Below are 15,607 nucleotides of genomic sequence, written 5' to 3'. Positions count from 1 at the left end.
CCGATACCGGCAGCCTGGTGTTTGCCCACACCGAAGTCGTGGAGCACAGAGTGCATTACACATCTCGTGCTGAGTTGCTGAGCATGCTCAACAGCCTTTTACGTCAGCGCGTGCCCATTGCTGTCGGAGGCATGCTCCCGGGACCTGCCGACGAAGTAGACATGTTAATCGCAAACGAAGTGCTTGAAGGGCCGTACATAGAACTGTCCTGGTCTGGCCCCGGGCAATGGACCCTGCGCGAAATCGACGCCACTACTTCGCAATGGCAACCAGTACCTGACGCTCGAAGTATGGCCAATGTGTCATTCGATCCGCAGTCGCTGAAATTCTCACGCCGGTAGAGAACGGCATCGGCCGATAGCGGACTCACGGCCCATGCCTTCTTCGGCCAGACGGCGCCGACTGAAAGACAATTCATAATAGGATCTACAATCGTTTGGTCGTGACTTGGACGGCTGTCACAAATACGGGAAATAGAGTCGTGCAGTTTCAAATTATTTACACCCAGACAGAGATGCTCCTCTCCAAGCATCCTTACCCATCGTGGAGAGAAATTCAAAATCAGTACACTGACTACCTGACTTCTCTCGGTCCCTGGGATGAAGACACGGTTGTCGAATACATGGCAGATGAATATCCCGACCTTTCCCCTCACCAAAAACAGCAAGTCGTTGCGTTAATTGAAGATATTCAAGAGATGAGAGTGCTTACATTTGCCGTGTAAAAAGTCTCCATGGTGACTATTCGCAGGCAATTAAGTCCACTCTGGATCGTAAGAAGCCACCCACGAATCTCTACTCTTGGCTGGCGGCTGTTCTTTGTAATAGTCACCAACCGGCCAAAAGCTGACATCCATAGCGTCTACGAATGCGGATTTGACTCAGCTTTCGCAGAGGGAGTATCCGCTTGAATTATTAGATTAACTTATTACCGCATCAGTCGTCTTTTTCAATTGTAGAGCCCCCAAGACCATAAGTGCCTTATCCAAGCATCTATAATTATTAATTATATTTTTTTCCCGGTGTAAATCTAGGATCTTGTCAATAACCGCAATAAATAGCTTATATTTCTTGATTTTATTTTTGACTGAAGATCTTGGAGCCGGAAGTTTGGGGTATTCATATTCAGCCAACTCCGGATTTCGATCGATCAGCGCTTTGCAAGCAGCTTGAACATTTACATCTACAATCGGAAAACTTTCCGGGTGGCAAAAATGAAATACTGCTGAAATTGTCGGCAACTGGAATCCCTGAGTAGCTTCCAGCCTATTGAACAGTAAAGTTAAGTTTTTAAACCGATCGGATGCATCTATGGTCGCCCCCCTCACTTCAAGGACAGTTTCAACCACAGCCAACACATCCTCAGGAAACGGAATTTGAGACTTGTAGTTCTTAATTGCAATGACAGGTAAAATTATGTCCAAAGCCTGTTTGAATGACTCACTGGCCAATAGTGTAGATGCCGAATCCGAGTCATATTTGGACACCAGTGCTAAAATCCCTAAATAGCGTGCATCCGCATAAGCTGGATAACTTGCGTCAAAATGATTCGCATATTTATCGAGACTTTCCAAATTATCTCTCCTTCGATGAATGTCTTCCCAATCGCCAAGCATTAACAAAACGCATCAGCACTGTTCAATGACCACGTCAAATTCAAATACATATACCATCACGGGCCACTCTTCTACTGAAAGCGACCAGCTCGCCACATGCGACAAACGGACGAGTAAAATCATGAAACCAGAACAACTTTCGCACATAAGAACATAGCCACCCCGATCTTTAAGAATATTGTCAGTGTTATATGATCGAATCGCGACTCGCTACGGCACTTTCGCAAAAAAACAGCTCCACGATATGGACTACTTGCTCCGCAGAGCTGTTTTCCGCGTTTCTTAAAACGAGACTAGAAGGTCAAGCCCCAATAAGAAAACTTAATCTCCGGTTGTTGGACTGACGATACCGAGATCCAGTAGCAGCTTTGCCTTTTTATTATCATCATAAACCTCTCTAAAGAGATCTTGATTGATGATTTTGGAGGCAGCACTTACTTCTAGTCGGCCATGCGGATCCAGAACCGTATTAAATGAAAAGAAAGGATATTTTTCATCTGCATACTGTCTGTTGCTCGCGATTGTTACCTCAACAAACTTCCGATAAGATTCGTCAACCCGGGGACCAAATATAACTCCAGTGATAAAGTTTGTGCCGTGATGAAAAATACGCTGCCTAGGATTTTCTGACTTCCTGTCGATTGCAGCCATTAGATGCGTTTTGGTTTCCTCGATTGTAAAAATTCTTAACTCTTTCTCATAATCCCAAAAAGAATTTTTCTGCAGGAATGCCTCTTCTACCTTGGCCTTACCTTTTGTAGCGCACTCAAGAATTGGTATCCTTTTGCCCGAATCTATATATTTCACCTCTCGCAGAGGATAAACCTCACACTTATCCGACATGAGATGTGTTCGTAATTTTAGCTCGGGACCATCAAGTCCACCATACATCAGGACGCAACCTTTGAACCCATCTGCGTAATGGGCCCACATCATGGGGTCCAGAGCGCTTTTTGAAAAGGAAACGCTATAAAATTTATGATTAACCGCCCTTGCCAGCAGCTCCGTTATAATAAGCACGCATAAGCTGGCACGCTCTTCTTTTGATGATTCGTTTGAAAGTCCGGTATCGCTTTGCACAGGACTGTCAACAATTGAACGTTCAAACAATTCCTTCAGTGCTACTTCTTTGCTTTTGATCGCGTCACGCACCGACCCTGTCAAAGAATCAATCTCAACATCTTTAAACAGACTATTCAGTTGGAAAATCAACTCACTGTCATCACACGACACGTGCAGCAATATATTCCATGCAGAGCTAATAGAATCCAATGAAAGTAAATGTCTCCAAAGCTCCGGACTGTCTTCGAAGTAATAGGTAGCTTTAAGATCGTTAGGGTCATTCAGTTCATGATTAGCCGAAAAATACAGCTCATTGTAACGAATTGCTTTTTCGAAAAAAATATTCGGCCTGTAATACTTGAAAATAGACATTTGCAAATCCCTTTCTGTTTTTCCTAAAAGAACACTAAAGTAGTATCACAGCAAAAACAAACACGTATAAAGATATGGCACACCGGCTGAAGATATCACTACAGCACGATATTCCCAGCCCCTGCCACATTTGGGCGGGGTGATCGCACCAACTCTAAAAGAGATTTGTCCCCTTATAATAGGCGAGAATTTGCTCTTTATGAAAATACTGAGTACGGCAAGTATCCAAGGACACCCTCAACCCTGATGTAATCTCTAAAAATTCTGCATCCATTAACTTGCCTTCCTTTTCATACGCAATTGACGAGGGCATTGAGTGCCCTTCAATTGCCTTCAAGACATTATCAACATCGCCAGCCTTGATAACGCCAACAAAAAATCCATCCTTGAGAAAAATTTCAATCTTTCGACTTTGATTTTTCATATTTAACGCCCTCTGCTCACGTTTTAAATCAAACGTAGACGAATAAAAGTACCTCCTCACAAACTTATCCACACAGTAATCCACTACCCGTTCAAGATAAATTCATTGCCCTCCCATAATGTCACCGTGCCACCACCCTGGTCAATATACACGACTTGCGATCATTGGAAGCGAGGGCGCTACGGAGCTTAGATCACTTTTTAACCATGGAGTTAACGACGAAAACTGGAGCCCTGCGATTGAGCCTGCACGTAAGCTCACCACATTTGGCAGTTAATAATTTATTCGAGGAGCAGTGCTCGATAACGATCACACGCTGAGCATCAGAAGATGCGCTTTACTGATGACCACCGCTTTGAGGAACGCGAACGTCTAAACCAATTGGCACCGCAAACACCGCACTGGCCCGCGCAACCGTTCGCTCCCCAACATGCAAACTAACAGCAGCAAACGCCAGTTGCCGTCCTTTTTTCGAGTACTCAAGTCGCACTTCCAGCCACTCGTTCATTTTTACCGCGCCAAGATAATCCAGGGTCATGCTCGCCGTGATCAATGGCTGCGGAGGATCGCTGGAAAACGCCATGGCGTAACCCATCCCGACATCGGCCAATGTCGCCAATACCCCGCCATGCAAGGTGCCCCGGCCGTTGGCATGGCGTGAGTCAGTCAATAAGCCCAGTTCCAATTGCAGCCCGCTGCCCCTCGCGTAGATCGGGCCAAGCAAATCCAGCAACGGGCTGCTGCGGGTGAACGGGGTGAATCCCTCGGGAATTGCGCTGGCGCCCATGATTCCTCCTTGTGCCGGTGACTCACCGGTTTCATTGACCTGAACAGGAGGGTTTATGGGCAATCGCCTGATGGAGCAAGAACTATACGGATGCGGAATCTCCAGTGATCAACCGCAGAACAGCCCAAGCGATCAACCCGTCGACGCCAAATCCGTGCGCTCCATCATTCGAACGCTGGCAAACGTCGATTCGTTGCGTGCCTGATCAAGCGTCGTCAGCGGCTTGATCATTGACGGCTGCGTCGCCGGCTTACGGCTCATTTCAGAACCGGATCGCTCGTCACTCGGTGGCACGCCAAAGTGCTCGCGATAGCATTTGGAGAAATGCGGGGTGGAGACGAAACCGCAGACATACGCCAGCTCAACGATCGACAAGGAGGTTTGCTTGAGCAGTTGTCGCGCACGAATCAGCCGCAACTTCAAGTAGTAGCGCGACGGCGTGCATTGCAGGTATTTCTGAAATAGCCGCTCCAGTTGCCGACGTGACAAATCGACGTATTCGGCCAGGTTATCGAGGTCGATCGGTTCTTCGAGATTGGCTTCCATCAAAGCAACAACTTCTTGCAGCTTGGGCTGATGCGTGCCGACCACATGCTTGAGCGGCACGCGCTGATGGTCCTGCTCGTTGCGGATGCGCTCGTAGACGAACATCTCGGAGATGGCGTTGGCCAGCTCACGACCATGATCGCGCGCAATCAGGTGCAGCATCATGTCCAGTGGCGCGGTGCCGCCGGAGCTGGTGAAACGGTTGCGATCGAGGGTAAACAGGCTGGTGCTGACACTGACGCGCGGGAAAGCTTCCTGCATGGCTGCCAGAAATTCCCAATGCACGCTGCACTCGTAGCCGTCGAGCAACCCGGCTTTGGCCAGCGCCCAGCTACCGGTGCAGACCCCGCCCAAGCGCTTCGATTGACGCGCCAAGGCTTGCAACCAAGTCGTGTGCTCGCGGGTAATCGAACTCTGGATGCCGACGCCACCGCAGACGATGACCGTGTCCGCCACAGCGGGATTGCTCCACGCTCCATCCGGCGTGATCGGCACACCGTCGCTGGCCCAGACCGCCGCGCCACCGGGGCTGAAGGTATGCCAGCGATACAGCGTTCGCCCCGTCAGTTGATTGGCCATGCGCAATGGCTCGACGGCGGACGCCAGCGACATCAGGGTGAATTTGTCCAACAGCAGAAAACCAACGGTTTGAGTCTTACCGTCGGCCACGGAGGGGGTCGATGACATCATGTCCTCATAAAGATCGGCCTGAGATGCAGGCGTCGGTCATATCCCTCGGCCTTCGCCAAGGGAGTATCAGGTTCGGCGCGAACGCCTACCCCACCGACGTGACCCTCGCCGCCGGCGCAGGATGACGCGACGTCACCAGGCCGATAAAGGAAATCGCCAACGCCAAGCCGATCGTGGTGGTGACTTCGGTGCGGTGTTCCGGGGTGATCATCATCACCGCCAACGCTGCGCAGATGAACACGATCACCAGCCATGTCAGCCACGGAAACAGCCACATGCGAAAGGTCAGCTCGACGTTGCGCTGTTGCAAAATCCGCCGCATGCGCAACTGCGATACCGCGATGGCCAGGTACACCAGCAAGGCAATTGCCCCGGAGCTGGCCAGCAGGAATTGAAACAGCCCGGCAGGCATGAAATAGCTCCACACGGTGATTGACGCACCGATCACCGTGCTGGCGATGACCGCTGCGCGCGGAACACCTTCCGAGGACGTCGCCTTCAGCATCTTCGGCGCATCGCCACGACGACCCAGCGAAAACAACATGCGCGAGGCAATGTAGATAGAGGAGTTCATGCAACTGGCTACGGCGATCAGTACGACGATGTCGACCATAAACTTGGCATGGGGAATGTTCATGATTTCCAGGGCCCGCTGATAGGAACCTACCGAGGCCAGCAACGGATCATTCCACGGCACCACGGAGATCACCACGAAGATCGACAGCAGGTAAAACACACCGATACGCCAGATCACCGAGCGCGTGGCCTTGGCAATGTTTCGCGACGGGTCATTCGATTCGGCAGCGGCAATGGTCACCGCTTCGGTACCGATGAAACTGAACATGATGGTGATGAAAGCGCCGACAACCGCCGACAATCCATTGGGCGCAAATCCGCCGTGCTCGGCCATCAACCCGCTCAAGCCGCTGACTTCACGATCCGGCACCCAGCCCATCAACACGGCAAAACCGACACCGATAAAACCAATGATCGCCACGACTTTAGCCATGGCGAACCAGAACTCGAATTCACCGTATTTGGACACACTGAACAGGTTGGTCACCACTAGCGCAATGATCGAGCCCAGGGCGAACAACCAGGCATCGACCTGCGGAAACCATTGGTTCAACACATGCCCGGCGGCGAGCGCTTCGATAGGAATCACCAGCACCCAGAACCACCAATACAGCCAACCGATGGTGAAGCCCGCCCAGCGGCCGATTGCCTGATCGGCATAGGTCGAGAAGGAGCCGGTGTCCGGATTGGCCACCGCCATCTCACCGAGCATGCGCATGACCAGAACCACAAGCAAACCGGAGAACAGATAAGCCAGAAGAACCGCCGGCCCCGCCGCCGCAATGGCATGCCCCGAGCCGACGAACAATCCGGCGCCGATAATCCCGGCGATGGACAACATGGTGACGTGACGAGGCTTGAAGCCCTGCGCCAATTGGCTACTCGAATCCATGGAGTTCGGGCTGATCATTGGTTTTTTTATTCTCTGCTGATCGACATTCAAGCAAGTTGACCGGGCAAACGAGTACGCTCGTTGCCTGCTGAACCTCCCGAAAGAAGCCCGCTCAACCGCCGCAGTTCTTATCAACCCCATGATCTGAATGGGGTTATTTTGATGTAAAGACACGTCACCTTACCCGGCCTGCCGGACGACTCAATAGCCTGATTGCGCCATGGTTGTGTCTGATATCGACATGCAAAGACCGAACGGTCGAGATCGACACCAAGCAGTCAGCGAGAAGTCGCAGAATAGTTTGCGGGTTCGTTGTGCCTTGCTCCAACAATCAGCCAAACGCAATACGCAGATGTTTGATCACTTCTTCAATGGAAGGGCCTTGCGCCTTCGGTGGTATCGGGTTTTCACCAAACTCCCGCCAGACGAATAACGTCAGCTCTGCACCGTCAGTCGCTGACGCAGCGCCTTCAGCGTGGCCAAACGTTTCGAGGAGTCGATATCGCGTGTCCTGCCAGAACAGCGCTTCGACCCAGTGATAAACCGGAATGAAATGGAAGTGGATCGGTAAACCCGGCTGATGCCCGTAGCGACCAATGTAGAGGTGTTTTGGCTTGAGTTGTCGCTCGATGACTTGCTGGGTTTTGGCAAGCAAACCGCCCAACTCGCTCAAGGCATCGGATGACAACTCGGCCAGCGATGTGGTTTCGACCTTCGTCCCCAGCATCAGATAGCCGGGAAGCGTGTTCGCCAGATGGTGATTGATGATCCAGTGTTCGGTTTCATGAATGATGAAATTCGGGGCAATTTCCATGTGCCGGAGGTCCTGAAGCAATTGAGGCCAAAGAGTAACAAAGGAGTCGTCACGATGCCTGCGCAGATCCCGATGCCCCGGCAATGTAAACATCATCCGCGCCCGACGCGGCGCGTTCGGCTCCGCCCACCATGGGCAACAATAGTCATCACTCATAAGGCAACGTTTGAAGAGCTTGAAAAAAATCAAGTCGCTCCCGACCGAGTTGAGGTCTTCAGAAAAACAAGGATTTTTTTGCCCTCCGGCGCAAGTCGCGTAGGCTGGCGCTTTTGCGCAAAAAATCCCCCCCGCAAGGACGCACAGGACAGCCCCATGAACACCACTCAAGACTGGCTGGCTCGGTTGGCACAAAAGCAAGGACAGTCTTCCACCTATGAAGATTATCGGCGCAACGAGGCGCTGGAGATCCTCACTCGCCTCGGCAATACCGGCACATGGGCCGACGTGAGCAATCACTCCAACGGTTTTGTTCGAGAGGTTGCGGTGCGAGAACTGTGCAGACAGCCGTCCCCCGAAGCATTAGCGGTGTTGATCGAACGCCTGAACGATTGGGTCATGCAGGTGCGCGATTTGGCGGCGGCGGGCCTGCAACGCTACTTCTCGCCTGCTCATACACAGGCCTGGTTGTCCGCTCTTGAACCGTTGATGGCATTGGCAGCGCAACGCCGGGTCGACCACAGCCAGACGCTGTCGACGGTACGCACAATGCTGCAATCGGCGGAATGCCGGGATGAGGTGTACGCCGACTTCTTGAATCGCCAGGGCAAAGCCGCGCGCTACCTGTTTACACTTTTGCTGGAAAACCCTGAAGATCGCGAAGCCCTGCTCCGCAGCGCTTTGGCTCATCGTGAATTGACCGTACGCTTGATGGCGGTGCCGGCGAGTGCGATGTTGCCGGCGACACAAAGTCTGCCGTTGCTCCTCGATGCGATGTCGCGCCCCGGCGGCAAAATCCGTGTGCGCGTGCTTTATGCGCTGCTGCCACTACTTGCCGATCCGAAACCTGTTCTGCGCGAAGCCTTGTTGGATGTGTCACCAGCCGTGCGCAATCTGGCGCTGTGGGCCGCACCGCGTAATGACGTTGATGCGCATGCCGTCCTCACCGAGCGCTTGAGCCAGCCTTTGCCCACGGCAAAACAACACTGGCTGGGCGTGATCGGCCTGACCACTGAACTCAATGACACGTTGCCAGAACACTGGCATACAGCCGCACTGCACTCGGCCTTCGTCACCGTGCGACAGGCCGCAGCGCGCCTGCTTCGCGGTGATCAAATGCCTGAACTGTTCGCGGCGCTTGATGATCCGTCGGATAAAGTTTTTTCGGTGGTGATTGCGCAACTGGACAAAGTTGCCTGGTCTTTGTTGATCCGCGGATTGACAGCCAAACTTGACCAAGCCTGGCATGAACTCCCGCTGACGCGTCGCAACGCCATTTTCCAACTGCTCCCGACCTGGCAACAAATCGGCTACTTGTTAGGTCGCCTCGATACAGGGCATGCGGGGCAAACCTACTGGATCGGTCAAATCGAAGGGTGGTGCGACAGGCAGTATCTGGCTGTCGATCCGGTAACGCCCAAGGCCGAGCGCGAAGCAATGCGGGAAAAGCTTCGGGAGTTGACGGCAAAGGGGCTGATCCGCTCGGGTGCTCGCTTTTCATGACCCCGCAGCCTCAACAGACAGGACTCAAGATGATCCGCCGGTCATAGACCAGTGATAGCGTTTGGTGCCGTTCCTCAAACGCCACCTCGGGCCTGACGGACATAGAAAAGCCCTGGCACCCGATGAACCTGTGGCGCTGCTGCTTCGTCCGGTCTTCATCGGGCCAAGTTGTTTTCACCGTTACCGGTTCATTTCGGGACAATGCCTACCTTTCCGCCTTTACATGGAACGACGGTCGATCCTTGTTCTCTACCGCTGAACCTACAGCGGAGGGATTGACCATGATTGCCCCTGAAACCGGTATGAGAGCGGGTGAGCGTTATCGCATTGAAAGCGTCGAGCGCGCGCCGCAATTTCCTGGATTTTTCCTCGACGGCAAGTATTACCTTGGCCCCGAGTTGCAAACGGCCGTGGGCTGGCTCGAAGGGCAGAATTTTTTGTATGACCAACTCGATCCCAATGGCGAACCGGTGTATCCAGACAGGCTCGTCGGCACGATCACCAAGCGAACGCTGGAACTGGCAGATGGTTTGCGTCTGAGCATCGAGGAAATGCCGTTTCAGGCAGAAGTCGTTACGCCACTCCAGACGTTTGACGCAGCGAGCATTGCAACCCGACCACTGGCGATATCGCGGCGACATGCAGCAGCAGGCTTGCGCCAGCCGATGCAACCTTCGGCGCTTCTGGTTGCAGGCGCTGCATTGCTGGTCGGGCTGTGCCTGCTGGCAATCAATCGTTCTGGTCGTCGAGTCAGGTAGCCTTCGCACGACGCGGGTAGTGGCCGCTGCTTTGTCACGGCCCGCGCTCAAAGGCTGATCGCAGAGCCTGCTTCGCGCATGAATATTTCCACGGTCTTCGGACCGATGCCGTCGAATTCTGCGAGGCGCTTTTCAAAGGCCTGACGATCGGCGCTGGCCTCGACCATATGGCTGACCTTGCCCGCGTATTCATCGTTTAACTTGCGGGCCAAGGCGTGAAGACGTACGGCGGTGGTCTCGTCATAACGCACGTAATGCGCCTCCCCGAGCATCGTGACCAGCTCACGATGGCTGCACGCAGCCAGTTTGCGCGGTGTATCGCGCCCGTGTTTATCGGCAATCACCCGATAGGCTTCGGCGGCTATTTCGGCCTGTATCCGCTTGCCCATCAGGAAACTGGCAAGCAGCCATTTGAACAGTGCAGCGTCATCGTTGTGCTTGAGCTGAATGTTCAAATCCTCGGCGCTGATCGTCTTGTTCACCGGTTATCTCCGGGGCTGAAATCGTGGGGTATTTTCGTCCGCGTGTGTGCTTTGCAGACGCTTGATCTTTAGGCTGCCGCCGGTTCCAACCGTTCAAAGCAAAGCGTTTGTCAGCAGCCTGAAACAAACCCCGAAAATCCTTTGAATTTTTTTGGTCGGCAAAACTCATTTGCGTATGAGCGTAAGGAGGAACGCATGAGCAACGTCGACATCTTCGTCATCGAATACAAACTGCACGGCCAGCCAAAGTCATTCGTCATCCGCGCAAAAACCATGCGCAACGCTGACGCATGGCATTGGGCGAGTTGCGATGCCGGCATTGCGCCAATTCCCAAACCCGGCAAGCCACCGTTGAAAGTCATCTCCAAACCCCAGGCCGAGCGGTTCGGCATCACCGAGGTGAAATGGCGCGAGACGGCAACGGTGGACTGGATGGAGGCTTGATCATGCTCAAACAGATCGGCAGCACACCCATCCGTCGCGACCATCGCGCCAGTTGCCATTGCGGTGCGGTGATCCTCGAAATCCACCTGCCCGACGGCCTGCCCACGCCGCACCGCTGCGACTGCTCGTTCTGCAAACGCCGAGGCGCGATCGTCGCCGCAGTGCCGGCGGCTGACCTGAAGGTGATCCGAGGAAAATCCGCATTGCTGAAGTACAGTTTTGGCCAGCAGGTGGCCGAGCATTTTTTCTGCGGTAACTGCGGCATCTACACCCATCACAGGCGCAGCACCAATCCGCAGGAGTTTGGTTTCAATGTCGGGTGTCTTGAAGGGATCAATCCTTATGATTTGGGTGAGGTGCCGGTGGCGGATGGTGGGGCTTGGCAGTCGCCTTAGCTGGCGAGCGCATCAAGGCTCGCCAGCGGTTCAATGAGCAAGATCGGCATTGCCGAAAGCGACCTGCCCTATTGCACCTTAAGCTCAAGCAACTCACCGCCCTCCTTGCTCAGACGCTCCAGATAAGCACCGGCCTCCAGCAACTGATAAGGAAAGTACAGGCCTGCTGGCGTCGGCGCTCGACCGTCGAGCCCAAACAATCGCTCCAGCAGCATGGCGACGCTCAGCCCCGTAAGTGCAGCGGCGCCTGCCGGGTGAACGAGGGCATGCCGGGTGTGCAACGGTCGCCCTTGATGATCCTCGCCGACCATTTCGATAAGAATTTCGGTCGACATCGGCCGGCCCGCGCGCCGTGATGAACTCACCCCGCTGGCGAGATTGAACTGAACATTCGGTGCATCGGTGGCGGCCGCCAGCCCGGTGACGTCGATGGACGAGAAACCCCTGGCTTGCATCGGTGTACCGTCCAGCGCACGGAAGCTGACATTCTTGTCCTCCCCTTCGCGCCAAATGTAATCGCCCTCGCGCCGAGTCAGGGCGGCAGGCAGCATCTTGTTCAGGTGCTCGAAATCCTTGGCCACGGTCGGCCCGCCACCGTCCTCCTCGTCGACCAACGCATCAATGCGGATATCGCGCACCCGCGAAAACGACTCGGCAAGGTGCAGCGTCGCCACGGTCGTCGCGCCCACCATCCATTCGTAACCCAGCACGATGGGCGCCGCGTCAGGGCGATGGATGAAACTGGCGATTTGCGGTGCAATCTCGAAAATGCCGGAAGAAATGCTCAGATGCGGCACCTTGCGCTGCTGCGCGAAACGCAGCCCGGCAAGGGAATGGTCCATGTAGAAAACCGCCACGGCGCTGACCGGGCGATCGCCCAACCCCAAGTCGTCGGCAGCAGGATCAATGACCACGCCCTGCGCCCCGCCCATTTCCTCGGCAGCTTGTTGCGCCTTGGCCAGGTCGCGGCCGCCGATCAACAACGGGACGTCGGGATAGGCAGCGCGCAACGCTTCGGCAGAACGGTGGCCAATCGCGCCGGAACCGCCCAGGAATAGAATTGGATGAACTGACATAGGTATCCTTCCTCGTCTTTTTGGGGTTGCAACTTAGTGTTGGTGCGTGCCTTGGCGTGAGGGTTCCCCGCCATTGGCTGAGCGGGAGGATGGACCGACGAATGTCAGTTTGAACGGCGTGTTGATGAGGCGTGTTTAGGAGTTTTTCGTGGTTGTTTAAAAGACACGCCGCGTTACCGGCTCAAGGCTACAACGTCTTGCGCCATTGCCTACGACTACGCCAGAATCCGCCGGCTTGTGCGTCTGGGGCGCGGGTTTTATCGTTTCCGGGTCACTGAAAAACAGTGATGGGGTTTGGTAGCCCGCTTCCATATGACGCATAACGTCACCGTGCGCAGATGCTTTTTCAGCATTTGTCTTATGGTGGCCATGCGCAGGGCGTCCTCGGGCGCGCCGGATTTTCCATATGGGCCGGTCTACCAACCTTCGTATGGCCACCACCTTTCGTTTGGTAGCGTAGGTGATGGTTCCTTAAGTCCCATATGGAGCTTCATCTATGTTCAAACCAACGCCGAATCCACCAGAAACCGATCCAGTCTCACCCTACAAATTCCCAGACTCCCGAACACTCAACGAAGCCGCCGAACGCGCCCTCGATTACTACCTCACGCCAACCCAACGCATCATGGGCAGCGACCAGAAACACGCGCCCATGTTTCTGGCCAACGCCGACTACGACAGCGAGTCCCTGCTCGTCAACGCCAGCGAGTCCCTCAGCTCAGCCACCGAAATGCTCTGCAACTTCGCCGCCCTCCTGGACCCCGGCCACCGCAAAACTGCGCTGGGGATTGCGCAAGTGGTGATGCTGGGGGAATTGGCGGTGAATCGAGCGCTGGATAATGTTGTGCCGGTGGATTGAGGGGTATTCCCTTTGTGGCGGTGGTGTGGCTGCTGTCACAAAGGGATCAAGATTGCATTGGGCGTCTGCTTTCGGCCAGAAGCGACCGGACTGCCTGATAAATAAATCTGTCCCCATTCCACCCGGCGATGAGTTCCCCTTCCTTGAACCATGAAGGCAATGTGATAGCATGCGCTCGCCCCCGGAGAAGGGGAATTTTTCTACATCCCGCAAGGAATATGCCCCCGTGAAAGACTTCGTCATCAGTGTCAACAACACCGTCCTCTATCTCTCCCTGGCGTTCATCTGGCTGGTCGCTATCGTCGCGATTTTCACCAGCGGGTTCCTCCCGGCGCTGGGTATCTTCGTGGCCGGCACCCTATGCTGGTGCATCATTTCCGGCTTCTGGTTCGTCCAGTCGGCGACCTACGAAGAACTGCGCAAGCTAAACGCAAACAAAGGCTGAAACATCAGGGTGGAGCAGTAAGTGCCCCGCCCTACCCTGAGCGCTTGGTTCCGTGCCGAGCGCTCTCGCCCACTTTGAATGGCTCGCATAAATCCCGCATTCTCCGAAATCCTGAAATTCCCGCCATTCCTTTTCTGCCAATAAAAGCCCAGTACTATCTTTCAAGAAATATCCCCGTCCCTTGTTCTCATCCGCTGAGTGATGAACTAAAGGTGGTTTGGTTTGGGACATTTTCTGACTGTGCCATAGCTGACCGACATCAGAGCTGCACTCTCATGGCATCTCAACGATTTACCGGTCGAATACGACTACGTAGAACAAAAAGCAGAAATGGGACAGATTTATTCTCTGAAAATAAATTTGTCCCTTTTTTACTGATCGGCAGCAGGATCAATGACCACGCCCTGCGCCCTGCCCATTTCTTCTGCGGCTTGCTGAACCTTGGCCAGGTCACGGCCGCCGATCAGTAAAGGTACGTCGGGATGGGTGACGCGCAAGGTTTTGGCAGAACGGTGGCCGATGGCGACGGAGCCGCCCAGAAACAGAGTTGGATGAACTGACATAGGTATCCCTCCTCGTCTTTTTGGGTTGCAACTTAGTGTTGGTGCGTGCCTTGGCGTGAGGGTTCCAAGCCATTGGCTGAGCTGGAGGATGGACCGACGAATGTCAGTTTGAACGGCGTGTTGATGAGGCGTGTTTAGGAGTTTTTCGTGGTTGTTTAAAAGACACGTCGCGTTACCTGCTTAAGGCTACAACGTCTTGCGCCGTTGCCTACGACTACGCCAGAATCCGCCGGCTTGTACGCCTCAAGGGCCACCGGTAACTTGGTTCGCATCACTGATTCCCAGTGATCGGGTTTAGTAGCCCGTGGTAAATGAAAGTGTACAAGCGTCCATCAAAAGGTATTCACGTACCTGCACTCGATGGCGGCTGTGCGTAGGGCGCCCTCGGGCGCGCCGGCTTTCTTCTTTTCCCCGGTCTACTAACCTGCGTACAGCTGCCACCCCCTGTTTAGTAGCTCGGAGCGGCGGCCACACCACAGGAAAAAGAAGAACATGTTCAAGATCACGCCGAACCCGCCGGAAACAGATCCGGCCTCCCCGTATGAATCCCCCAACTCCAAGAAATTCCACGAGGCCGCCGAACGCGCCCTCGACTACTACCTCACGCCAACCCAACGCATCATGGGCAGCGACCAGAAACACGCGCCCATGTTTCTGGCCAACGCCGACTACGACAGCGAGTCCCTCAGCTCAGCCACCGAAATGCTCTGCAACTTCGCCGCCCTCCTCGACCCAGGCCACCGCAAGACTGCGCTGGGGATTGCGCAAGTGGTGATGCTGGGGGAGTTGGCGGTGAATCGAGCGCTGGATAATGTTGTGCCGGTGGATTGAGGGGTGTTCCCTTTGTGGCGGTGGTGTGGCTGCTGTCACAAAGGGATCAAGATTGCATTGGGCGTCTGCTTTCGGCCAAAAGCAGACTGTCCTCCAGCGGCGGATAGTCCAAAACCCTGTCGACCACCTTGGCGTATATTTCTGCATTCCCTAAGCCCAGAAGTTAGCTAGCCCGATCACCCTTTTTCATGGATATAGTAGAGGAGCAGCCGCGTCGCGAACCGGCTAGGCACTTCTGCTTCTGTACGTAAGCTTGAACCAGCCAGGCCAACTCGCTGAGACAAAGCACAACATACATGCATTATTAGTCGATGCAT

Annotated in this window: 18 protein-coding genes; 8 read left to right on the top strand and 10 right to left on the bottom strand. The window is 54.2% G+C overall.

Annotated elements, in window-relative coordinates; genetic code table 11:
* The first annotated feature begins 481 nt into the window (after positions 1 to 481).
* Positions 482 to 724: a hypothetical protein gene (locus tag CKW17_RS02570; protein ID WP_095118566.1), complete on the top strand. Its 243-nt coding sequence runs from the start codon at positions 482 to 484 to the stop codon at positions 722 to 724.
* A 195-nt stretch (positions 725 to 919) separates the two neighbouring features.
* Here CKW17_RS02570 and CKW17_RS02565 read toward each other — a convergent pair whose 3' ends face one another.
* The 7 genes from CKW17_RS02565 to CKW17_RS02535 all read right to left on the bottom strand — a co-directional run bounded on the left by CKW17_RS02565 (position 920) and on the right by CKW17_RS02535 (position 7,778).
* Positions 920 to 1,573 (bottom strand): hypothetical protein, encoded by a 654-nt coding sequence (locus CKW17_RS02565; RefSeq protein ID WP_095118565.1) that lies wholly within the window; start codon positions 1,571 to 1,573, stop codon positions 920 to 922.
* 363 nt (positions 1,574 to 1,936) lie between these two features.
* Complete coding sequence (locus tag CKW17_RS02560) at positions 1,937 to 3,049, bottom strand: DUF2971 domain-containing protein (protein WP_095118564.1); 1,113 nt, start codon at positions 3,047 to 3,049, stop codon at positions 1,937 to 1,939.
* A 154-nt stretch (positions 3,050 to 3,203) separates the two neighbouring features.
* Positions 3,204 to 3,545, bottom strand: coding sequence for a hypothetical protein (locus CKW17_RS02555; protein WP_141234545.1), 342 nt, complete (start codon positions 3,543 to 3,545; stop codon positions 3,204 to 3,206).
* Positions 3,546 to 3,810: 265 nt separating this feature from the next.
* Complete coding sequence (locus CKW17_RS02550) at positions 3,811 to 4,260, bottom strand: PaaI family thioesterase (RefSeq protein ID WP_095118562.1); 450 nt, start codon at positions 4,258 to 4,260, stop codon at positions 3,811 to 3,813.
* Positions 4,261 to 4,392: 132 nt separating this feature from the next.
* Positions 4,393 to 5,493 (bottom strand): GlxA family transcriptional regulator, encoded by a 1,101-nt coding sequence (locus tag CKW17_RS02545; protein WP_095118561.1) that lies wholly within the window; start codon positions 5,491 to 5,493, stop codon positions 4,393 to 4,395.
* Between the two features lie 88 nt (positions 5,494 to 5,581).
* Positions 5,582 to 6,982 (bottom strand): GABA permease, encoded by a 1,401-nt coding sequence (gene gabP, locus CKW17_RS02540; protein WP_095118560.1) that lies wholly within the window; start codon positions 6,980 to 6,982, stop codon positions 5,582 to 5,584.
* A 313-nt stretch (positions 6,983 to 7,295) separates the two neighbouring features.
* Positions 7,296 to 7,778 (bottom strand): HIT family protein, encoded by a 483-nt coding sequence (locus tag CKW17_RS02535; protein ID WP_095118559.1) that lies wholly within the window; start codon positions 7,776 to 7,778, stop codon positions 7,296 to 7,298.
* Between the two features lie 312 nt (positions 7,779 to 8,090).
* Between CKW17_RS02535 and CKW17_RS02530 the strand changes: the two genes are divergently transcribed.
* Both CKW17_RS02530 and CKW17_RS02525 read left to right on the top strand, forming a co-directional pair.
* Positions 8,091 to 9,437 (top strand): HEAT repeat domain-containing protein, encoded by a 1,347-nt coding sequence (locus CKW17_RS02530; protein WP_095118558.1) that lies wholly within the window; start codon positions 8,091 to 8,093, stop codon positions 9,435 to 9,437.
* Between the two features lie 281 nt (positions 9,438 to 9,718).
* The gene (locus CKW17_RS02525) at positions 9,719 to 10,195 is read left to right on the top strand and encodes a short chain dehydrogenase (protein WP_095118557.1); all 477 of its coding nucleotides are present in this window, start codon (positions 9,719 to 9,721) and stop codon (positions 10,193 to 10,195) included.
* 47 nt (positions 10,196 to 10,242) lie between these two features.
* Here CKW17_RS02525 and CKW17_RS02520 read toward each other — a convergent pair whose 3' ends face one another.
* The gene (locus CKW17_RS02520; protein ID WP_095118556.1) at positions 10,243 to 10,677 is read right to left on the bottom strand and encodes a DNA methylase; all 435 of its coding nucleotides are present in this window, start codon (positions 10,675 to 10,677) and stop codon (positions 10,243 to 10,245) included.
* Positions 10,678 to 10,872: 195 nt separating this feature from the next.
* On the opposite strand from CKW17_RS02520, the gene CKW17_RS02515 reads away from it, so the two are divergent.
* Positions 10,873 to 11,121 (top strand): DUF6555 family protein, encoded by a 249-nt coding sequence (locus CKW17_RS02515; RefSeq protein ID WP_016984867.1) that lies wholly within the window; start codon positions 10,873 to 10,875, stop codon positions 11,119 to 11,121.
* A gap of 2 nt (positions 11,122 to 11,123) precedes the next feature.
* On the top strand, positions 11,124 to 11,516 hold the full coding sequence (locus CKW17_RS02510) for a GFA family protein (protein ID WP_095118555.1): 393 nt from the start codon (positions 11,124 to 11,126) through the stop codon (positions 11,514 to 11,516).
* A gap of 68 nt (positions 11,517 to 11,584) precedes the next feature.
* Here the strand turns inward: CKW17_RS02510 and CKW17_RS02505 are convergent, their stop codons facing one another.
* Complete coding sequence (locus CKW17_RS02505) at positions 11,585 to 12,592, bottom strand: saccharopine dehydrogenase (RefSeq protein WP_095118554.1); 1,008 nt, start codon at positions 12,590 to 12,592, stop codon at positions 11,585 to 11,587.
* A 496-nt stretch (positions 12,593 to 13,088) separates the two neighbouring features.
* Between CKW17_RS02505 and CKW17_RS02500 the strand changes: the two genes are divergently transcribed.
* Positions 13,089 to 13,451, top strand: coding sequence for a DUF6124 family protein (locus tag CKW17_RS02500; protein WP_095118553.1), 363 nt, complete (start codon positions 13,089 to 13,091; stop codon positions 13,449 to 13,451).
* A 226-nt stretch (positions 13,452 to 13,677) separates the two neighbouring features.
* Positions 13,678 to 13,896 carry a hypothetical protein gene (locus CKW17_RS02495; protein WP_007916145.1) on the top strand — a complete coding sequence of 73 codons (219 nt, stop codon included), beginning with the start codon at positions 13,678 to 13,680 and terminating at the stop codon, positions 13,894 to 13,896.
* Between the two features lie 371 nt (positions 13,897 to 14,267).
* On the opposite strand, the gene CKW17_RS02490 is transcribed toward CKW17_RS02495, so the two are convergent.
* Positions 14,268 to 14,459, bottom strand: coding sequence for a hypothetical protein (locus CKW17_RS02490; RefSeq protein WP_095118552.1), 192 nt, complete (start codon positions 14,457 to 14,459; stop codon positions 14,268 to 14,270).
* Between the two features lie 492 nt (positions 14,460 to 14,951).
* On the opposite strand from CKW17_RS02490, the gene CKW17_RS02485 reads away from it, so the two are divergent.
* Positions 14,952 to 15,290, top strand: a complete 339-nt coding sequence (locus CKW17_RS02485; protein WP_095118551.1) for a DUF6124 family protein — start codon at positions 14,952 to 14,954, stop codon at positions 15,288 to 15,290.
* Positions 15,291 to 15,607 lie beyond the last annotated feature (317 nt).

Origin of the sequence: Pseudomonas sp. Irchel s3f10 (assembly GCF_900187515.1) — a bacterium.
In the GTDB taxonomy this organism is placed as follows: Bacteria; Pseudomonadota; Gammaproteobacteria; order Pseudomonadales; family Pseudomonadaceae; genus Aquipseudomonas; species Aquipseudomonas tensinigenes.
Note: the sequence above shows the minus strand (reverse complement) of the source record. Positions and strands in the feature narration are given on the sequence as shown.